The 20,237-nt window shown below is 22.6% G+C and carries 16 protein-coding genes; 8 read left to right on the top strand and 8 right to left on the bottom strand.

Annotated features, from left to right (window positions below; genetic code table 11):
- The first annotated feature begins 28 nt into the window (after window positions 1-28).
- Both minD and minE read left to right on the top strand, forming a co-directional pair.
- A complete protein-coding gene (gene minD / locus D9V80_RS01260) occupies window positions 29-850 on the top strand; it encodes a septum site-determining protein MinD (protein ID WP_158353459.1) in 822 nt (273 codons plus the stop codon).
- A gap of 5 nt (window positions 851-855) precedes the next feature.
- Window positions 856-1,110 (top strand): cell division topological specificity factor MinE, encoded by a 255-nt coding sequence (minE, locus tag D9V80_RS01255; protein WP_158353457.1) that lies wholly within the window; start codon window positions 856-858, stop codon window positions 1,108-1,110.
- Window positions 1,111-1,135: 25 nt separating this feature from the next.
- Here the strand turns inward: minE and tsaB are convergent, their stop codons facing one another.
- The 4 genes from tsaB to zwf all read right to left on the bottom strand — a co-directional run bounded on the left by tsaB (window position 1,136) and on the right by zwf (window position 6,133).
- Window positions 1,136-1,798, bottom strand: coding sequence for a tRNA (adenosine(37)-N6)-threonylcarbamoyltransferase complex dimerization subunit type 1 TsaB (gene tsaB, locus D9V80_RS01250; RefSeq protein WP_187306477.1), 663 nt, complete (start codon window positions 1,796-1,798; stop codon window positions 1,136-1,138).
- Between the two features lie 48 nt (window positions 1,799-1,846).
- Window positions 1,847-3,427: a TerC family protein gene (locus D9V80_RS01245; RefSeq protein WP_158353453.1), complete on the bottom strand. Its 1,581-nt coding sequence runs from the start codon at window positions 3,425-3,427 to the stop codon at window positions 1,847-1,849.
- Between the two features lie 179 nt (window positions 3,428-3,606).
- Window positions 3,607-4,500: a protease HtpX gene (gene htpX, locus D9V80_RS01240; RefSeq protein WP_158353450.1), complete on the bottom strand. Its 894-nt coding sequence runs from the start codon at window positions 4,498-4,500 to the stop codon at window positions 3,607-3,609.
- Window positions 4,501-4,675: 175 nt separating this feature from the next.
- A complete protein-coding gene (gene zwf, locus D9V80_RS01235; RefSeq protein WP_158353448.1) occupies window positions 4,676-6,133 on the bottom strand; it encodes a glucose-6-phosphate dehydrogenase in 1,458 nt (485 codons plus the stop codon).
- Window positions 6,134-6,547: 414 nt separating this feature from the next.
- On the opposite strand from zwf, the gene pyk reads away from it, so the two are divergent.
- The gene (gene pyk, locus D9V80_RS01230; RefSeq protein WP_158353446.1) at window positions 6,548-7,993 is read left to right on the top strand and encodes a pyruvate kinase; all 1,446 of its coding nucleotides are present in this window, start codon (window positions 6,548-6,550) and stop codon (window positions 7,991-7,993) included.
- 1,582 nt (window positions 7,994-9,575) lie between these two features.
- On the opposite strand, the gene D9V80_RS01225 is transcribed toward pyk, so the two are convergent.
- The 4 genes from D9V80_RS01225 to trxB all read right to left on the bottom strand — a co-directional run bounded on the left by D9V80_RS01225 (window position 9,576) and on the right by trxB (window position 13,010).
- Window positions 9,576-9,803, bottom strand: coding sequence for a YebC/PmpR family DNA-binding transcriptional regulator (locus tag D9V80_RS01225; protein WP_158353443.1), 228 nt, complete (start codon window positions 9,801-9,803; stop codon window positions 9,576-9,578).
- A 54-nt stretch (window positions 9,804-9,857) separates the two neighbouring features.
- Window positions 9,858-11,621: an aspartate--tRNA ligase gene (aspS, locus tag D9V80_RS01220; RefSeq protein ID WP_158353441.1), complete on the bottom strand. Its 1,764-nt coding sequence runs from the start codon at window positions 11,619-11,621 to the stop codon at window positions 9,858-9,860.
- A gap of 120 nt (window positions 11,622-11,741) precedes the next feature.
- Entirely contained in the window at window positions 11,742-11,960 is a 219-nt protein-coding gene (infA, locus tag D9V80_RS01215) for a translation initiation factor IF-1 (RefSeq protein ID WP_158353439.1), read from the bottom strand.
- Window positions 11,961-12,047: 87 nt separating this feature from the next.
- Window positions 12,048-13,010, bottom strand: a complete 963-nt coding sequence (gene trxB / locus D9V80_RS01210; RefSeq protein WP_158353437.1) for a thioredoxin-disulfide reductase — start codon at window positions 13,008-13,010, stop codon at window positions 12,048-12,050.
- A gap of 337 nt (window positions 13,011-13,347) precedes the next feature.
- Here trxB and serS point away from each other — a divergent pair, with 337 nt between their 5' ends.
- The 5 genes from serS (at window position 13,348) to rpsA (ending at window position 19,848) form a co-directional block, all read left to right on the top strand.
- Window positions 13,348-14,646 carry a serine--tRNA ligase gene (gene serS / locus D9V80_RS01205; protein ID WP_158353435.1) on the top strand — a complete coding sequence of 433 codons (1,299 nt, stop codon included), beginning with the start codon at window positions 13,348-13,350 and terminating at the stop codon, window positions 14,644-14,646.
- Between the two features lie 80 nt (window positions 14,647-14,726).
- Window positions 14,727-15,818 (top strand): 3-phosphoserine/phosphohydroxythreonine transaminase, encoded by a 1,092-nt coding sequence (serC, locus tag D9V80_RS01200; RefSeq protein WP_158353433.1) that lies wholly within the window; start codon window positions 14,727-14,729, stop codon window positions 15,816-15,818.
- A gap of 38 nt (window positions 15,819-15,856) precedes the next feature.
- Window positions 15,857-17,158 (top strand): 3-phosphoshikimate 1-carboxyvinyltransferase, encoded by a 1,302-nt coding sequence (gene aroA / locus D9V80_RS01195; RefSeq protein WP_158353431.1) that lies wholly within the window; start codon window positions 15,857-15,859, stop codon window positions 17,156-17,158.
- A 180-nt stretch (window positions 17,159-17,338) separates the two neighbouring features.
- Complete coding sequence (cmk, locus tag D9V80_RS01190) at window positions 17,339-18,013, top strand: (d)CMP kinase (protein ID WP_158353429.1); 675 nt, start codon at window positions 17,339-17,341, stop codon at window positions 18,011-18,013.
- 125 nt (window positions 18,014-18,138) lie between these two features.
- The gene (gene rpsA / locus D9V80_RS01185; protein ID WP_158353427.1) at window positions 18,139-19,848 is read left to right on the top strand and encodes a 30S ribosomal protein S1; all 1,710 of its coding nucleotides are present in this window, start codon (window positions 18,139-18,141) and stop codon (window positions 19,846-19,848) included.
- Window positions 19,849-20,237 lie beyond the last annotated feature (389 nt).

The raw sequence follows: 20,237 nt of genomic DNA, 5'->3' as shown, positions 1-20,237 counted from the left end.
AAAATAATTATTTAAAAAGGAATAAATTATGACTGACCCACGTATTATAGTAATTACTTCAGGAAAAGGAGGAGTAGGTAAAACAACTTCTAGTGCATCGATTGCGGTAGGTTTAGCAATTGAAGGAAAAAAAACTGTGGTATTAGACTTTGATATTGGATTAAGAAATTTAGATTTAGTAATGGGATGTGAACGTAGAGTTGTGTATGATTTTATCAATGTAATAAATAAAGAAGTGAAATTAAATCAAGCTTTGATTAAAGATAAAAGAATAGAAAATTTGTTTATACTTCCTGCTTCACAAACGCTTGATAAAGAATCATTGACAATATCAGGAGTACAATATGTTTTACAGGAATTACAGGATATGGGTTTTGAATTTATAATTTGTGATTCTCCTGCTGGTATTGAAAATGGAGCAATTTCAGCTATTTATTTTGCTGATGAAGCAATAATTACTACAAATCCAGAAATATCATCTGTAAGAGATTCAGATCGCATGTTAGGAATTTTATCTTCTAAAACACAAAGAGCAAAAAATAAGAATCAATTACCAATTCAAGAAAATCTTTTAATTACCAGATATAATCCTAACAGAGTAGATAAAGGAGAAATGTTAAGTATAGATGATATTACAGATATTTTAAGAATTCCAATTATTGGAGTTATACCAGAAGACATAGAAATATTAAAAGCTTCAAATACTGGAAATCCTATTATTTTAAATAACAATTCTCAATCAGGACAAGCATATTCTGATACTGTAAATAGAATATTAGGTAATACTTGTCCTTTAAGATTTATTAAAAAACAAGAAAAAAGTTTTTTTAGTCGATTATTTGGAGGATAAAATCGATGTCGTTATTAAATTTTTTTATATCAAAAAAAAAAAAAAATACTGCAAATATAGCAAGAAAAAGATTACAAATTATTGTAGCAGAAAGTAGAAAAAATAATATTGAACCAGGTTATTTACCTCAATTAAAACATGAAATTATACAAGTGATTCAAAAATATGTAAAAATTAATTCTAATATGATTACTGTACAATTAGATAAAAAAGACAAAGATATATGTATCTTAGAATTAAATATAATTTTACCAGAATAATATGAACATCAATATACAATTTTTTTTAAAATAAATTTATTATATAATTTGGAAATATTTCTTCTGAAGTAAAAAATTTTTTTTTTGAAAAATAGTAAGATGCAATAGAAAGCATATCTATAGCATAAGATTGATCATAAATATTATCTTGAGAAATTAATAAATTTTTTTTATTATTTTTGAGATCATAATTATTTCCAATGTATAAATAATTATGTAAATGTAATTCTATAAATGTTTGAATATCTTTTTTATTCATTAAACGATCTGAAAAACATTTTTTCCAAACATTTTGTTCTGATCGTATATATTTTCCTAAATATACTGAACTAGAATTTGCATTTATACATACAATGATTTTTTTATTTTTTTTTATTTTCCAATAATGTTCAGCTATAACTTTAAGAGTAGAAATTCCAATGATTGGAATATTGTAAGCTAAAGATAATCCTTGAATAATATTAGTAACAATACGAATACTAGTAAAATTACCTGGACCCCTTGAAAAAGCAATTAAATTTAACTCTTGTATTTTAATATTATTTTTATTTAATAATTGATGAATTAATGGTAATAAAATATGTAAATGATTTTTGTTACATATTTGACTAATTTGATTTTGAATTCCATTATTCAATAATGCAATAGAACATACATTAAATGCCCCATCTATAGATAAAATTTTCATGTATAACAAGATTTCCATTTTTTATAAAAAACAATTGGTTGTATTTTTTTACATTGTAATATTTGTTTTAATTTTTGTGATACGTACTAAATCAATACGATATTCTGTTGCAGTGACAATTTTAAACGATAAAGGAGCAATATTAATAATATCTCCGGATACAGGTAATTGCCCTTTTTGTGCAATTAATAATCCTGCTAAGGATGTATATGTTTTACTTTTTTTAATAAATAAATTAGTATCTAATAATTGTGCTAATGAATGCAAATCTGTAACTCCCTTTACTAACCAACTATTCGTATTTTCTTCAAAAATAACATCTGGAGTTTCATCTGCATCTGGAAATTCTCCAGCTATTGCTTCTAATACATCTAAAGGTGTAATTAATCCTTGAATGACACCAAACTCATTAGTTACAACTACAAAATTACCTTGAGCTTTTCTTAATACACCTAATAAATTAATTGGATCTAAAGTATCTGGGACTATTATTGGAGTAATTTTTGTCACAAATTTTAAAATATTTACTCTACTTTTATCTAAATTTACTAATAATTCTTTTGCTCTCACCACTCCAATTATTTCATCTAATTCTCCTTTACATACAGGGAATAAGCTATGAGGGCTTTTTAATAAATGATACCTAATTTCTTCTTTTGAATGTAATATATTTACCCAAGATATATCGCCTCTAGGAGTCATCATACTTCTAATGGATCTATTAGCTAGAGTTAATACTGCATTTATCATATATCTTTCTTCATCTTTAAAAGAATCTAATTCATCATCATTTTTTTCTGATAAAAATAAATTTTCGTTTTGATTATTTTTTCCATTATTTTCTTCTTTAGTATTACGCATCATAAATCTTAAAATAATTCCTGCAGCTCGCTGTCTTAATGGAATACGAGCTTGATATTTTACAAAATTTTTTTTTGACAACTGATTAATAAATTCAATAAAAATAGAAAAAGTTACTGCTGCATATAAATATTCTTTTGGAATATAAAACCCTAAAGATTCTGAAACTAAACTTAAACCAATAATTAACAAAAAACTTAAACATAATACAACCACTGTTTGATGTAAATTAATAAAGTTAATTAATATTTTTGATGTTAATAACATTATCATACTTGCAATTACTATTGCTAACATCATTAACACTAATTTATCAACCATCCCAACTGCGGTAACAATCGAATCAAAAGAAAATATCGCATCAAGTATTACTATTTGGATAACAACAGGCCAAAAACTTGCGTAATTTTTGTTGGCTGAAAGATTTTTTTCTTTTATGTCAATTCTTTCATGTAATTCCATTGTTGCTTTAAATAATAAAAAAATACCTCCTGATAACAAAATTAAATTTCTCCCTGATAAAGAGAAAAAGCGATTATTTACGACTATTGTTTGCATATTTATTAACCAAGAAAATGCTGACAATAATCCTAAACGCATTATAAGAGCTAAAAAAAGCCCTATTTTTCGAGCTTTATCTCTTGTTTCTGGGGGTAGTTTTGATACTAGAATTGCTATAAATAGTAAATTGTCTAATCCTAAGACAATTTCTAATGTAATTAATGTTAACAGCCCAGCCCATACCGATGGGTCTAAAAGAGAAGTCATTAGAAATTCCATTAAAATGGGCTTAAATGATGTATGTTTTATGTGTCAAAGTATATATGTAATATAAAAATATTAATATTTGTATATACAAAATAATATTTTTATATGTTTAATATTGTTATATTACTTTTAAAAAGTAAAATATAACAATAATTTATATTAACAAATTTTAGAAATGTTTATATTTTTTTTAATTCTCGAATTCTTTGGGATAAGGACGGGTGAGTTGCAAACCATTTTGTAAAATTGTTTTTCTTTTTTTTTCCATTAATGCAAAATGCAATAATTGAATTATTTACTGTAGATTCATAATTATTTTGTAATCTTAGTAAAGCATCAATCATTTTTTCTTTTCCTACTATTTGTGCTGCCCCTGAATCGGCAAAAAATTCTCTTCTTCTAGAATACCATAAAGTGATTATACTTGCTAATATCCCTAAAGTTAATTCTAATATTATAGATACTGTATGATAAATAGTATTATAAGACAACCCTAAAAAATTTGTTGTTAAATTCTCATTTTGTTCTGTATTTTTAGTAAACAATTGACTTATGAATTGTGCGGCACATCTTGAAAAAAATATTACAAAAGTATTTACAATTCCTTGTAACAAAGTCATAGTAACCATATCTCCACTTTTAATATGACTCATTTCATGAGCTAATACTGCTTGAATTTCGTTTTTTTTCATATTTTTTAATAAACCTGTAGAAACAGCAATTAATGCTGAGTTTTGAGTCGCTCCAGTAGCAAAAGCATTTATATCTACAGATTCATATATTGCTAATTCAGGAGTTTTAATACCTACAAATTCAGATTGCTTTACAATTTCATTAATTAACCATTTTTCTATAGTATTATTCGCTTTTTTAATAACATGAGCATTTACAGATTTTATTGCAATCCATTTCGAAAAAAATAATGAAATAAATGATCCAGTGAAACCAAATAAAAGTGATGTAAGAAGAAGTTTTTGTACACTTCCACTATGTATACCAGTAAAAAAACATACTATACTTAGTATAAGTAAAATTGATAAATTTGTTAAAACAAATAATAGAGCTCGAAACATAAAAGTATTCCTTTAGAAAAAAAGTTATAATAAAAATTATATTTTCTATGTCATTAAAAAAAAATATTTTACCTGAGATAACTTAAAAATGATGCATATTTTTTTATTAATTTATTTTTTTACTATACTATAGTAGTATATATTTTTTTTAATTTAAATAAAACAAATTTCAATATTAAATCCAAAATCTATTATCTACCTCAATTAAATCTTTTGCAGAAGAAGGACCATTACTACCAGATTGATATTTATGCAAAATAATATTGTTATTTTTTAATAACAGAATGATTGAATCAATCCATTTCCACGATTCTTCAATTTCATCTCTTCTAACAAATAATGATTGATTTCCATTTATGCATTCTAATAATAGCCGTTCATAAGCACCAATTAATTTATAGTTTGGAAAAGATTGATCATAAGAAAAATTAAATTTGGTATTAAATAGTATATTTTTATGTGTGACTTGTGGAACTTTATTAAAAATTTCTAATTCAAAACCTTCATTTGGTTCAATTCGAATAATTAACTTATTACTTAATTGAGCAACATGATTAAACAAATTATTTATCGGTTTTTTAAAAACCAGAACTATTTTTGAAGATTTTTTACTTAATCTTTTTCCAGTACGTACATAAAAAGGAACATTTTTCCATTGCATATTATCAATAAACATTTTTATAGCTACAAATGTTTCTATATTACTACACTCTGTAATTTTGTTTTCTTGAGTATATCCTGGCAGGATCTTACCATTAAATAATCCATGTTTGTATTGTCCTATTACTATGTTTTTATTAAAATTTTGATTTTCCATATATCTTAATGATTTTAATATTTTTACTTTTTCATTTCTTATATTATCTGCAGTAAGATTATTTGGTTGCGACATAGTAATTATAGTTAAAATTTGTAACAAATGATTTTGAACCATATCTCTAATTTGACCAGTTTGATTAAAATAATTCCATCTTCCTTCAATTCCTACTTTTTCAGATAAAGTAATTTGAATATGATCAATGTTTTCTTTATTCCATATATTATATAATATACTATTAGAAAATCGTAAATATGGCAAATTCAATAATGTTTCTTTTCCCAAATAATGATCAATTCTAAAAATTTGGGATTCTTGAAAATATTGTCCTATTTTTTCATTAATTAAATTTGAAGTGTATAATGAATTTCCTATAGGTTTTTCTATTATAATTCTTGAATTCATAGAATTCAATTGAATAGATGTTAAACCTGCACAAATAGGTTCAAATAAATTAGATGGTGTTGCAAAATAATTAATAATTAAAGAATTGGTATTACAAATGATTTTTTTTAATTGAGAAAATTGATGTAATTCAGTAACATCTAAATTACAAAAATCAAATCGAACACTTAAATTTTTCCATATTAGGTCATTAATTTTTTCGTTTAAAAAATGTTGCAAAGATTTTTTTACTATTAATAAATAATCATGCTTATTCCATGTTGCTCGTGCAACACCAATAATTCTAAAATGATTATTTAACTTTTTTAATTTTTCTAAATGATATAATGCAGGTAATAATTTTCTACGAGCTAAATCTCCTTTAGCTCCAAAAATCACGAGACAATAATTTTGTGTATTTTGATTTTCCATGTATATTTACTCTTTTTTTTAAATATATTTAAACATATTTTAAAAAAAATAAAAATGTTAAAAATATTTGTAATTTTTTAATAAAAAGATAGAAGATGTAATGATATATTCATTTATTTTAAAAGAAATTATTTCAAATGGATAGAAATAATAGTTTTTTTTAAATTTTATTTAATATAAAAATATTATTTAAAAAAATGAATAAAATTTTTTTTATAATTTAAAAAATATTTTTATTATTGTATATATTCAATGATATCATTTAAAATAAGTAAATGTTTTTTATTAATTTTTTTTATAAATAATTAATTTATTTTATATAAAACATAATTGCTATATAATTTATTTTAATAATTTGAAATAAATTTATTAACTTTTCTTTAACTATTTAATAATATTTTTTTAGGATGAAATATGATAAAAAAATGCTATCGCAGAACTAAAATTGTTGCCACTTTAGGACCATCTACTGATTATGATCAAAATTTAGAAAAAATAATAAAATTAGGAGTAAATGTATTACGTTTAAATTTTTCTCATGGTTCATTATCAGAACATATTCAAAGAATTGAAATGGCAAAAATGATTCGCGAAAAGTTAGGTGTTCATGTAGCACTTTTAGGAGATTTACAAGGACCTAAAATTCGTATCACTAAATTTACTAAATCTCAAGTTTTTTTAAAAAAAAATGATATGTTTATTTTAGACGTAAATTGTCACCCGGAACACGGAGATGTTACTTCTGTAGGTATAGATTATAAAAATTTACCTAATGATGTTTTTCCAAATGATGTTTTATTGTTAGATGATGGAAGAATACAGTTAAAAATTAAACAAGTAAATTCATTTCAAGTAATTACCAAAGTTTTAGTTGGAGGTATATTATCTAATAATAAAGGAATTAATAAGTTAGGTGGAGGTTTATCTGCTACAGTCATTACTAATAAAGATAAAAAAGATATTATTACAGCAGTAAAGATGGATTTAGATTATTTAGCCATATCATTTCCACGTTCTCCGGAAGATTTAATTTATGCAAAAAATTTAGTTAAAAAAGCGAATGGAAACGTAAAAATTATTGCAAAAATCGAACGTGCTGAAGCTGTTGCTAATGATAATATTATTTCTTCAATGATTTTAGCTTCTGATGGTATTATGGTTGCTAGAGGAGATTTAGGTGTTGAAATAGGTGATCCTGAATTAGCTGGAATACAAAAAAAACTTATTAGAAAAGCCAGACAATTAAATCGTTTAGTAATTACTGCTACTCAAATGATGGAATCAATGAATATGAATCCTTTTCCAACAAGAGCAGAAGTTATGGATGTTGCTAATGCAGTGTTAGATGGAAGTGATGCAGTAATGTTATCTTCTGAAACTGCTACTGGAAATTTTCCTTTAGAAACAGTATCTTCAATGCACAAAGTATGTGTAGGTGCAGAAAAAATGCCTAGTATTAATGTGTCTCGACATCGATTAGATGTAATATTTGATAGTATAGAAGAAGCTGTTGCAATGTCTGCTATGTATTCTGCAAATCATTTAAAAGGAGTTAAAGCAATTATAACTATGACTGAATCAGGTAGAACAGCTCTATTAACTTCTAGAATTACTTCAGGACTTCCAATTTTTGCTTTATCAAAAAATTATAAAACATTAAATTTATCTGCATTATATCGAGGTGTGACTCCAATTTATTTTAATACAATTTCCTCGGGTTTAAACGCAGCAAAAGAAGCAATAACAATATTGTTAAGCAAAAAATGTGTATGTATAGGAGATGTGGTTATTATCACACAAGGAGATATTATGGGAAAACAAGGAAAAACTAATTCTAGTCGTATATTAAAAATATTATAATTTCATATTGATGATGTTTTATATATTAAAATTATAAATACAATATTATTGTTTTAATATAATATTTAAATTATAAATTATATTTTTAAAAAAATTGTATTATATGTATCCATGTCTATTTTTTTTAAAATGAAATTTTTATTTTACGGAGTTTAATTGAAAATTAAAATTCACATTGGTAAATATTTATAAAAAAAAATCATAAATTTTATTTTAAAAGATGATAATAAGTTAATTCATGTAAAATTATTTTTATAAACAAAATTTTAAAATTTTTTTTTACCATTTTATGACAGTGTTTAATAATATATTTCAATATATTATTAAAATAGATGTTAAAAAATAACATAATATGTTATGTACATAAAATATAAAAAAAATAGTATATTTGAAATAAAAATTTGAAAAATATTGTAATAACAATAGTATTTGTTTCTTAATTTATTATTTTTCGATAAATTATCTGAAGTAATAAATATTTTTAATGAACAAAACATAAAATAATTTCATTAAAAAATAAGAAATCATAATTGTTCATAATTCATTAATCTTTACCATGTGATTTTTTTATTTTATAACAAAATAAATTAATTATTTTCAATAAATAATATTTTTGACATTCTTTCATCTGTTCATATTAATCTAAGACTTTTTTTTTAGATATTTAGTTTTTTACAAAAATATAGAATTAGATTGTTATCATATAATTATAATGATGATCATTATGTTTTAAATTTATAATTATTTTTAAATATCAAAATATAATGTTTAAATGTTGATGTATCTTTTTTTTAGGGTGAAATTTTATTAGTATTTATCATAATAAAATAATGTTTTTTTTGTGTTTTTTAGAAAAAATGTTGAATTTTTATAATTGATTATATTATGTAATTCTTTATTCAAAATTAATACATTTTTAATTCTAGTTATTAATTTATTGTATTAAAAGAAAAATGGATAGTGTTGTGTATTAAAATACATTAAAAAATGTCTTTAATATCATATGTGAATTGATTTTGTAAATGGTATTTAAAATAATTATAAATAATATTTTAAAGAAATAATTTCATATTTACATAAATATTAACAAAAATATATAGAATTATTTTCTTAAAGTTTACAAGATAAATTATTGAATAATATTAAAAAATTGTATATATTGTGTATTTTCTGTTATTTTTTCAATTAAATTTATTTAAAAATAAAATAATTTTGATATCTATTAATTCTTATATATTTCAAAAATTTAGAATACAAAATGTAACACACAACATTAATTAATGAATAAAAATAAATTAATTTATTATTAGGATATTTATTAAATTTATTAAAATTCGAGAATTTAATAATATATTAATTATTTTAAATAAATTTGATTTCTATAAATATTTTTTATTTTATGAAATTAATTTATACCTAGAATAATAGGTATATTGTTAATAATTTATAAAATTATTCGATGTGATGAGTTAAATAATTTAATTAAAACTATAATTAATTTATTTTTTGTTGAGATATTTTACAGATTATATATATAAAATATTTCATAATAAAACATTTTTAAAAAATTATTTTTTTTTATTCACTCAATACAACGATCAATAATTTTTTGAATAGTAATTTTAGGCATATTATAATTTAACGCTTTATTTATTGTTGTTCTCAAATGAGCATTATATGTCGGATTTTTTCCTCCTAATTTAACTGAAGTAGTTAATTCTCTAGTTAATTTCATAAAGACTTTGCTTTTTTTAACATCTTGAGCATGTTTTCTATGTTTAGTGTTTGACCATTTACTATGTCCAGCCATTATTCTTATCCTTTATAAAAAATATTTCATAATTTGTAAAAAATACCACATTTTTTAAATATTTTTTAATAAACTGATTGACAAACTATTTAATATAGATGCATCGAGTATATTTGGTGCATTTGTAGTTTGACATATAGCAGAAGTAGTTTTTGGAAATGCAATTACATCTTTTATACTATTACTTGCAGTTAATAACATTATAATTCTATCTAAACCAAATGCAATACCCCCATGAGGAGGAGGTCCATATTCTAATGCTTCTAAAAAAAAACCAAATTTTTCTTTTTGTTGAATTTCATTTATTCCAAGCATTTTTAAAATTATTTTTTGTAATTTTATATCATTAATTCTTATAGATCCACCTCCAATTTCATAACCATTGATAACTAAATCATAAGAATCGCTAAGTATTGTAAGTGGTTGTTTCTGTAATATTTCTGCAGTATATTTTTTTGGTGCAGTAAAAGGATGATGTACACTAGAAAAAAAATTTAAGTCATTTTTTTTTTCAAATAATGGAAAATCAATAATCCATACAGGTTTCCATAATAATGGATTAATAAGGTTTAAATCTTTTCCAATTTTTGTTCTTAATTTACCCATAATATTAATGACAATGTTTTTTAAACCATATGAAAAAACAATACAATCACCTTCTTTGGATTGAGTTAATTGAACAATTTGTTTTATTTCTTGATTGGAAAAATTTATAACATAATTAGTTGATATTTTTATATCATTATCAGTAATTTTATCAAAATTAATAAAAAATAAATCAGAAATATTTTGTTCTTTAAAATATTTTTGATATGAATTAAGATCTAATTTATTTTTAATAAAATTATTTTTAATGTGAATTGCACAAAAATTTATATTCTCTATTTTTAGAGAATTAAATGTATTAATTTTTTTAGATAATAAAATATTACTAATATCTGTTATTTGTAAAGGATTTCTCAAATCAGGTTTATCTGTTCCATATAAAGACATAGCAGTTGCAAAAGAAATAATAGGAAATATACCCAAATCAATTTTTTTTATATTTTTCCATAATTGACATATCATTTTTTCTGATAATAATCGAATTTTATAGGAATTCATAAAAGAAAATTCCATATCAATTTGAGTGAATTCTGGTTGTCTATCGGAACGTAAATCTTCATCTCGAAAACATTTTGCTATTTGATAATATCGATCAAAACCAGCAATCATTAATAATTGTTTAAATAATTGAGGTGATTGAGGTAAAGCATAAAATTTTCCTTGATGCAATCGACTAGGAACAATATAATCACGAGCTCCTTCAGGTGTTGATTTAGTTAATATAGGAGTTTCAACATTCAAAATATTATTTTTGTGCATAAACTTATTTAACAAAAAAATTACTTTGCTACGTACTTTAAAATTATTCATTAAATTGTAGTTTTTTAAATCTAAATATCTATATTTTAAACTGTATTTTTCTATATTATTTTTTAATAAAAAATTTTTAGGAAGAGATTTAGAACTACTTAAAATAACAATATCTTGTACATAAACTTCTATTTCTCCACTAAGTATGTTTTTATTAACATTACTCTTTCTTTCCTTAACTATACCAGAAATTTTAATACAAAAATTTTGACGTAATTTTTTTGCTAAAATAAAATTCTTATAATTCGTATTTTTAATAAAAATTTGTACTAAGCCTTCTCTATCACGTAAATCTATAAAAATACATTGTTTAAATTGTCTATATTGTTCAACCCATCCACATAGAGATACTATTGTATTTACATCACATAATCTAAGATTTCCACAATATTTTGTACGCATTTTTATTTAAACCTGTATCATTATTTTAATATAAAAAATATTTAATTAAATTAAAATTATTCTATTAATATATTTTATATTTTTTATTAAAAATTTATTTTTTTTAAAACAATTGTTTGATTATCTACTTCTAAAAATAATTCTACCTTTATTTAAATCATAAGGAGTTAATTCAATAGTTACTTTATCTCCTGTTAAAATACGAATATAGTTTTTTCTCATTTTTCCTGAAATATGAGCTGTTATTTTATGACCATTTTCTAGTTCTACACGAAACATAGTATTTGGTAATGTATCTATTACTGTTCCTTGCATTTCAATATTTTCTTCTTTAGCCATCGAAATTGTTCCTTATAAGTATAATTTTTGAATATATCATGATAATAAATTATTTAAATAATTAATTTTTTTCAAAATAAATAATTTTTATTGGGAATTTTGATCTAAATAACGATCGACATCCAATGCAGCCATACAACCACTTGCTGCAGATGTGATTGCTTGTTTATATACATGATCAATAACATCTCCAGCAGCAAAAATACCTGGAATACTAGTTTGTGTAAAAAAACCATGATTTCCATATTTTACTAATATATAACCATTTTCTGTTTTTAATTGTTGATGAAATAAATTAGTGTTAGGTATATGTCCTATTGCTATAAATATTCCTGATACTTGTATTTTTTTGGTGATATTTTTATTAAGATTAGATTGTATATATATTGTATTTACTCCTAATTCATTTCCTAAAATTTCTTTTACTACATAGTTTTTATATATAATAATTTTTTTTGTATGTATATATGGACGCATACGTTGAATTAATATTTTTTCTGCTTTAAATGTTGAATTTCTATGAATTAAATAAATTTTTTTTACAATTTTTGTTAAATATAAAACTTCTTCAATAGCAGTATTACCTCCTCCTATCACTGCTACAATTTGATTTTTAAAAAAAAATCCATCACATGTAGCACAATAAGATACACCCTTTCCCTGAAAATCAACTTCAGAGGATAATCCTAAATGTCTAGGAATAGCTCCAGTAGCAATAATAACAGTTTTACTAAAATATTTTTTTTTTTCCCCATTTAAAACAAAAGGAAAAGTTTTAAAATTTACATTTTGTATATGATCTTCAATAATGTTTTTAGAAAATTTTTCAGCATGTTGTCGCATTCTATTCATTAAATCAGATCCGCTAATTTTTTTTATTTCTCCTGGCCAATTTTCAATATCTTGAGTAGTCGTTAATTGTCCTCCTATATTGTTTCCTGTAATTAAAACAGGAAATAAATTTGCTCTTGCAGCGTATATATATGCTGTATACCCAGCAGGTCCTGAACCAATAATGATTACTGAGTGAATATTATTTTTTTTTTGCATTATTTTTCTCAAAAAAATATACATCATTAAATTTCATTAATATACAAAAATTTTTAATTATTATTTTATTCAATATAAATATTTAATATTTACCAAAATAATTTCATTAATAATATTTTTTATTTCTTTAATTATTATTATATAATATTATTAATAGAATCACTAAACATTTTTATTTTAATGAATTAAAAATACAATTTATTAACACATAATAAAAAAGTTAATTTATTGAATATTGAAATAAAAATTCAAGATTAGATTCTGTAATTTAAGTATTTTTTTCTACTTAATATTTTGATAACATAAAAAAATAATTAAATTAACAATATGGAATTTCATGTTAAATATAAAATTAATACGAAAACAATTAAAATATACTCAAAATCAATTAAAAATAAGAGGTTTTAATTTAGATATTAACTTTATAAAAAAAATAGAAAAAAAACGTAAAAACTTAAAAAATAAAACTGAATTGTTACAATATATTAGAAATCAATCAACACAAAAAATATCTATTTATTTAAAAAAAAAAAAAAGTATACAATCATTAAAACAAAAAGTAATTATTATTAATAAAAAATTAATATTTTTTAAAAATGAATTAAATAAAATTCAAAATAACTTATTAGAATTTTATATGCACATTCCAAACATACCAGATTTTACTGTTCCTTATGGAAATAATGAATCTTATAATGTAGAAATATTGAAATGGGGTAAAATTAAACAATTTAATTTTCCAATAAAAGATCATATTACATTAGGAAAAAAAATAAAAGGACTACATTGGAATACTGGATCAAAAATTGCTGGTTCTAGATTTGTAGTAATGTCAAATAAAATTGCTTTATTACATCGTGCTTTAGGTCAATTTATGTTAGATACTCATATTAATCAACATAATTACATAGAAATGAATGTTCCTTATATAGTGAATGCTGAATCTTTATATGGTACTGGTCAATTGCCAAAATTTGAAAATGAATTATTTTGTTTATCTGATACTCATAATATTCATGTAAATAAATATTTTTTAATACCTACAGCAGAAGTTCCTTTAATTAATATATTTAGAAAAAAAAATATTATTCATGAGCAATTACCAATAAAATTGACAGCTTTATCTGCTTGCTTTCGTTCTGAAAGTAATTCTTATGGATTAGATACAAAAGGATTAATTCGCATGCATCAATTTGATAAAGTAGAATTAATACAAATAGTAGAACCTGAAAATTCACATCAATCATTAGAAATCTTAACAAAAGAAGCAGAAAAAATACTACAATTGTTACATTTACCTTACAGAAAAATACTGTTATGTGCTGGAGATTTAAGTTTTGCATCTTCAAAAACATATGACTTAGAAGTATGGTTTCCATCTCAAAATCGCTATCTTGAAGTTTCTTCGTGTTCTAATATGAAAGAATTTCAATCTCGACGTATTTCTTTAAAAAAATATTCATTTATTAAAAATAAAAAATACAGAACATTTTTACATACTTTAAATGGATCTGGTTTAGCAATTGGAAGGATTTTAGCTGCAATTTTAGAAAATAATCAAACTTCTGATGGAAAAATTTTAATTCCTAAAATCTTAAGAAAAAAATATATGCACAATTTAAAATATTTATTTTAAATAAAATATTGTTTTAAAAATTAAATATATTGAATAGATATCAATATTGTTTGTAAATTATTTTACTGGGTATAAATAACATGAATAATATATATAATTTTAGTGCAGGGCCTGCAATGCTTCCAAAAGAAATAATGCTTAAAGCACAAAATCAGCTTTTAAACTGGAATAATTTAGGAGTATCTATATTAGAATTAAGTCATCGCAGCACCGAATTTATATATTTTTTTAAAAAATGTATTGAAAATTTAAGATATTTATTAAATATTCCTAAAGAATATACCATACTTTTTTGTCATGGTGGAGCAAGAGGACAATTTTCAGCAATACCTATGAATTTATTAAATCAACAAGATACAACTGACTATATTTGTAGTGGATTTTGGTCACAAGCAGCAGCAAAAGAAGCAAAAAAATATTGTTATGTAAATGTTATTAATATAATACAAAAAAAAACATGTGGTAATATAAGTTTAATTCCAATGAAAGAATGGCCTATTCAAAATAATTCAAAATATATCCATTATTGCCCTAATGAAACAATAGAAGGTATTGCTATTGAAGAAGAACCTATTTGGTTTCAAAATAGAAAAATTATTGGAGATTTTTCTTCTACTTTATTATCTAAAGAAATTAATATCAAAAAATATGCAATGATTTATGCTAGTGCACAAAAAAATGTTGGAGTTTCTGGATTAACAATAGTAATTATAAAAAAAGAATTATTATGTTTAAATAATAAATTTATTCCTTCGATTTTAAATTATTCTACACTTTATAATAGTCAATCCATGTTTAATACTCCAGCAACTTTTTCATGGTATATTGCAGGGTTAATTTTTAAATGGCTAATTAATTTAGGAGGGGTTAAAAGCATAGAAAAAAAAAATAACAAAAAATCATCTTATTTGTATCATTTTATTGATCATAGTAAATTTTACCATAATAATATTGAAAAAAAATATCGTTCTAAAATGAATGTTACATTTGATTTAAAAAATAAAGAATTAACAAATGTTTTTGTAAAAGAAGCAATTGAATATAAATTATTAGCATTAAAAGGACATGTTGCTCGAGGTGGAATTAGAGCATCTTTATATAATTCTATGCCTTTTTCAGGAGTAAAAAAATTAGTTAAATTTATGAGTTTGTTTGAACAAAAATACCATTGAATCAAATATTCAATTTATTACAGTAAAGGTATTTATTAATGACTACTTCATTACTTTTAAAACCAGTACAACATATTCAGGGAACTATTTTGTTACCTGGATCTAAAAGCATATCTAATAGAGTATTACTAATCGCATCATTATCAAATGGAATAACTACTATTACAAATGTATTAGATAGTGATGATATACATCATATGTTACAAGCATTAAAATTGTTAGGTATTCATTATCAATTATATAAAAACAATACTGTTTGTGTCATACATGGGGTTGGAGGGTTATTTCAAATTAATAATCATGCATTAACTTTATTTTTAGGAAATGCAGGAACAGCAATACGCCCATTATTAGCAATTTTATCCTTGTCAAATCATCGTATTACTTTGACTGGAGATAATAGAATGCATGAAAGACCTATTGGGGATTTAGTAAATAGTTTACGGCAAGGAGGAGCTATAATTGAGTATAAAATCAAAAACAATTACCCCCCAATATTAATTCATGGAGGGTATGTTGGAGGAAAAATTACAGTAAAAGGTAATATTTCTAGTCAATTTTTAACATCTTTATTGATTGCTGCTCCCTTAGCTAAAAAAGATACATACATTTCTGTTGAAGGTATATTAGTTTCTCAACCTTATATTGATATTACGTTGAATATAATAAATAATTTTGGTGTAACAATTACACATAAAAAATATCAAGATTTCTATATTCCAGGAAATCAAACATATAAAAGTATAGAAAACGTTCAGATTGAAGGTGATGCATCTTCTGCTTCTTATTTTTTAGCTGCTGCTGCAATTAAAGGAGGAACGGTATGTATTAAAGGTATTGATGCTAATAGCACACAAGGGGATATAGAATTTGCGTATGTATTAGAAAAAATGGGAGCAAAAATTTCTTGGGGGGATAATTATATTAAATGTACTAAAAATCAACTCACAGGAATTGATGTAGATTTAAATCATATACCCGATGCTGCTATGACTATAGCAATAGTTGCTTTATTTGCTAAAGGAATAACTACTATTCGTAATATATATAACTGGAGATTAAAAGAATCAGATAGAATTACTGCTATGGCAACAGAATTACGAAAAGTTGGGGCAATTGTACAAGAAGGTATTGATTTTATTAGTATACAACCACCTATTAAGTTTCACTCTGCAATTATTGAAACTTATAATGATCATCGTATTGCTATGTGTTTTTCTTTAATTTGTTTATCAGAAGTTTCAGTAGAAATTTTAAATCCACAATGTGTGGCTAAAACATTCCCAAATTTTTTTAGAGAATTAAATTCTATTAGTCAATATCCAATTGAATCATTATAAAAAATTATATTTATTTTTAAAAATATTTTTTAATATATATTAATTATAAAATTTTTTTTTTCAAAAAATATTTTTTTTAATTGAAATAGAATATAATTTTTATATAAAAAAAATTATGTTTATTTAAAATCACCAATAAATTATCAACTTAATTTCAAATATATAAATAAAGTAATAATAATGAAAACATTAATTCCAGTAATAACTATTGATGGTCCTTGTGGGGTTGGAAAAAGTGTTTTATCAAAAGAAATAGCAAAAATATTTAATTGGTATAGTTTAGATTCGGGAATATTATATCGAATCATTGCATTGATTACTTTTCAATTTAATATTCCTATATTAGAAGAAAAAATTTTATCAGTTTTTTCACATGAATTATTTCTTTGGTGTACACAACATCCGTATAATTTTCAAAAATTATATGAACAAAATGTTCCAAAAATAGTATGTGAAAAAACTATTTCAAATATATCTTCAAAAATATCTGTATTTCCAAAAATTAGAAAAAAATTACTACAACAACAAAGATCTTTTAAAAAACAACCAGGTTTAATTGCAAATGGAAGAGATATGGGAACAATTGTATTTCCAGATGCACATTTAAAAATTTTTTTAGAAGGTAGTTTATCAGTACGAGTACAAAGACGTTTTAATGATCTTCACAAAAAAGGAACAAACGTTGACATTAATGATTTACATAAAGATATGTATAATCGTGATCTTAGAGACATTCAAAGAACTATTTCTCCATTAATTCCAGCAAAAGATGCTATAATAATAGATTCTACTAATATGAATTTTGAAAATGTATTAAAAATAACTTTAAAATATATTAAAAATAATGTATTTTAATTAAAAATATATAAAATTAATCTTATAATTTATGGAAAAATTATAAATTATTCATTCTTTTTTTTGTTTTAAGAAAAATTAAACAAAAAAAATATAAACTATAAAAATTTTTGAAGATTATTAATATGATAGAATCTTTTTCGAATTTATTTAAAGAATCATTAAAAACGATTAATACTAAACCAGGATCAATTATTCAAGGAACAATTATTTCTATTGAAAAAGATACTGTATTAGTAGATGCAGGGTTAAAATCAGAATCAAATATACCTATTGAACAATTTAAAGATGCACAAGGTAAATTGGAAATACAAATAGGAGATATTGTTGATGTTGCATTGGATGCTGTAGAAGATGGTTTTGGTTCCACTTTATTATCACGAGAAAAAGCTAAAAGACATGAATCATGGATTATTTTAGAAAAAGCTTATAAAGATGCTATTAATATTAAAGGTTTAATTAATGGAAAAGTTAAAGGAGGTTTTACTGTTGAATTAAATGATATACGTGCTTTTTTACCTGGTTCTCTAGTAGATGTAAGACCTATCAGAGACTCAGTTAATTTAGAGGGTCAAGAATTAGAATTTAAAGTTATTAAATTAGATAAAAAAAGAAATAATGTAGTGGTTTCTAGAAGAGCCGTTATAGAATATGAAAATAGTGCAGAACGTGATCAATTATTACAGAACTTAAAAGAAGGAATAAATTTAACAGGGATAGTTAAAAATTTAACAGATTATGGGGCATTTGTAGATTTAGGTGGAGTAGATGGATTATTACACATTACAGATATGGCTTGGAAAAGAGTAAAACATCCAAGTGAAATTGTAAATATAGGAGATGAAATACAAGTTAAAATATTAAAATTTGATAAAGAAAGAACGCGAGTGTCTTTAGGTTTAAAACAACTTGGAGAAGATCCTTGGGTTGCTATTTCGACAAAATATCCAGAAGGAATTAAAATTGATGGAAGAGTTACAAATTTAACAGATTATGGATGTTTTGTAGAAATTCAGGAAGGAGTTGAAGGATTAGTACATGTTTCTGAAATGGATTGGACTAATAAAAATATTCACCCTTCTAAGTTAGTTAACATTAATGAAACAGTTAAAGTAATGGTATTAGATATTGATGAAGATAGAAGACGTATTTCTCTTGGTTTAAAACAATGTAAAAATAATCCTTGGAAAGAGTTTTTAGAAGAAAATAAAAAAGGAAGTCATGTTCAAGGAAAAATTAAATCTATTACAGATTTCGGAATTTTTGTTGGTTTACCTAAAGGAATTGATGGATTAATACATTTATCTGATATTTCATGGACAGAAACAGGAGAAAAATTAATTGACAATTATAAAAAAGGAGAAGATATTACTGCTGTAGTTCTACAAGTTGACGCAGAAAGAGAAAGAATTTCTTTAGGTTTAAAACATCTTAAAGAAGATCCTTTAAATAAATTTTTTATTTTACATAAGAAAAAAAATAAAATTATAGGCACAATTGTTTTAATTTCAGAAAAAAATAATCAAATAATATTATCATTAGAAAATGGTGTTCGAGGAATAATAACGTTAAATACTGAAATTTTATTAAAACATTATGAAAATAAAAAAAAATTAAGTATTAATGATTTTAAAATTGGTCAAAAAATTGAAGTAATGATCCACAATATTGATAAAAAAAATAGAATCATTAACGTAATTTATGTTCCTCAAAACAATGATAAAAAAAAAATACAAACAAAAAAATTAAAAACTGAAATAAATATTGCAGAATCGAAAAAAAATGGTAATAATATTATGACTGAAGCATTTAAAGCTGCTCAAGTTACAGAATAAATTTTTGAAACTATTTTTTGATATTAAAAAATACATAAAAAACTATTATAGTTTTATGTACTAATTATATTTTGTGCAACATCGTTATATAAACAAGATATGGTAAAAAGTTTGTACAATATATATATAAATATTTATTTTATTATTATTTAATATATTAATTTTTAAATTCTATGAAATATATAAATACAATTAAAATTTTAATGAATATCATATATATGACTTTTAATGTAATATTAAAATATACATGTATATCAAATATAAAATGTATTAATTTTTTCAGTATCTAAAACAATCCAAAAATACTTATAATTTTTATGTTCAGCATTTTCGAACTAAGTTACTAATAATTTTTTTATAGTAACTTAGTAAAAATTTTTTTAAGAAAA

Source organism: Buchnera aphidicola (Thelaxes californica), assembly GCF_005080825.1.
Classification (GTDB): Bacteria; Pseudomonadota; Gammaproteobacteria; order Enterobacterales; family Enterobacteriaceae; genus Buchnera_I; species Buchnera_I aphidicola_V.
This window is presented reverse-complemented; position numbering and strand designations above follow the sequence as displayed.

Bases quoted from the DNA above. Each gene is read 5' to 3' on its own strand.
- cmk (WP_158353429.1), top strand. From the start codon at position 17,339: ATGAAAACATTAATTCCAGTAATAACTATTGATGGTCCTTGTGGGGTT.
- zwf (WP_158353448.1), bottom strand. From the start codon at position 6,133: ATGGAAAATCAAAATACACAAAATTATTGTCTCGTGATTTTTGGAGCT.
- aspS (WP_158353441.1), bottom strand. From the start codon at position 11,621: ATGCGTACAAAATATTGTGGAAATCTTAGATTATGTGATGTAAATACA.
- infA (WP_158353439.1), bottom strand. From the start codon at position 11,960: ATGGCTAAAGAAGAAAATATTGAAATGCAAGGAACAGTAATAGATACA.
- tsaB (WP_187306477.1), bottom strand. From the start codon at position 1,798: ATGAAAATTTTATCTATAGATGGGGCATTTAATGTATGTTCTATTGCA.
- trxB (WP_158353437.1), bottom strand. From the start codon at position 13,010: ATGCAAAAAAAAAATAATATTCACTCAGTAATCATTATTGGTTCAGGA.
- aroA (WP_158353431.1), top strand. From the start codon at position 15,857: ATGACTACTTCATTACTTTTAAAACCAGTACAACATATTCAGGGAACT.
- htpX (WP_158353450.1), bottom strand. From the start codon at position 4,500: ATGTTTCGAGCTCTATTATTTGTTTTAACAAATTTATCAATTTTACTT.
- serS (WP_158353435.1), top strand. From the start codon at position 13,348: ATGTTAAATATAAAATTAATACGAAAACAATTAAAATATACTCAAAAT.
- minE (WP_158353457.1), top strand. From the start codon at position 856: ATGTCGTTATTAAATTTTTTTATATCAAAAAAAAAAAAAAATACTGCA.
- minD (WP_158353459.1), top strand. From the start codon at position 29: ATGACTGACCCACGTATTATAGTAATTACTTCAGGAAAAGGAGGAGTA.
- pyk (WP_158353446.1), top strand. From the start codon at position 6,548: ATGATAAAAAAATGCTATCGCAGAACTAAAATTGTTGCCACTTTAGGA.
- D9V80_RS01225 (WP_158353443.1), bottom strand. From the start codon at position 9,803: ATGGCTGGACATAGTAAATGGTCAAACACTAAACATAGAAAACATGCT.
- D9V80_RS01245 (WP_158353453.1), bottom strand. From the start codon at position 3,427: ATGACTTCTCTTTTAGACCCATCGGTATGGGCTGGGCTGTTAACATTA.
- rpsA (WP_158353427.1), top strand. From the start codon at position 18,139: ATGATAGAATCTTTTTCGAATTTATTTAAAGAATCATTAAAAACGATT.
- serC (WP_158353433.1), top strand. From the start codon at position 14,727: ATGAATAATATATATAATTTTAGTGCAGGGCCTGCAATGCTTCCAAAA.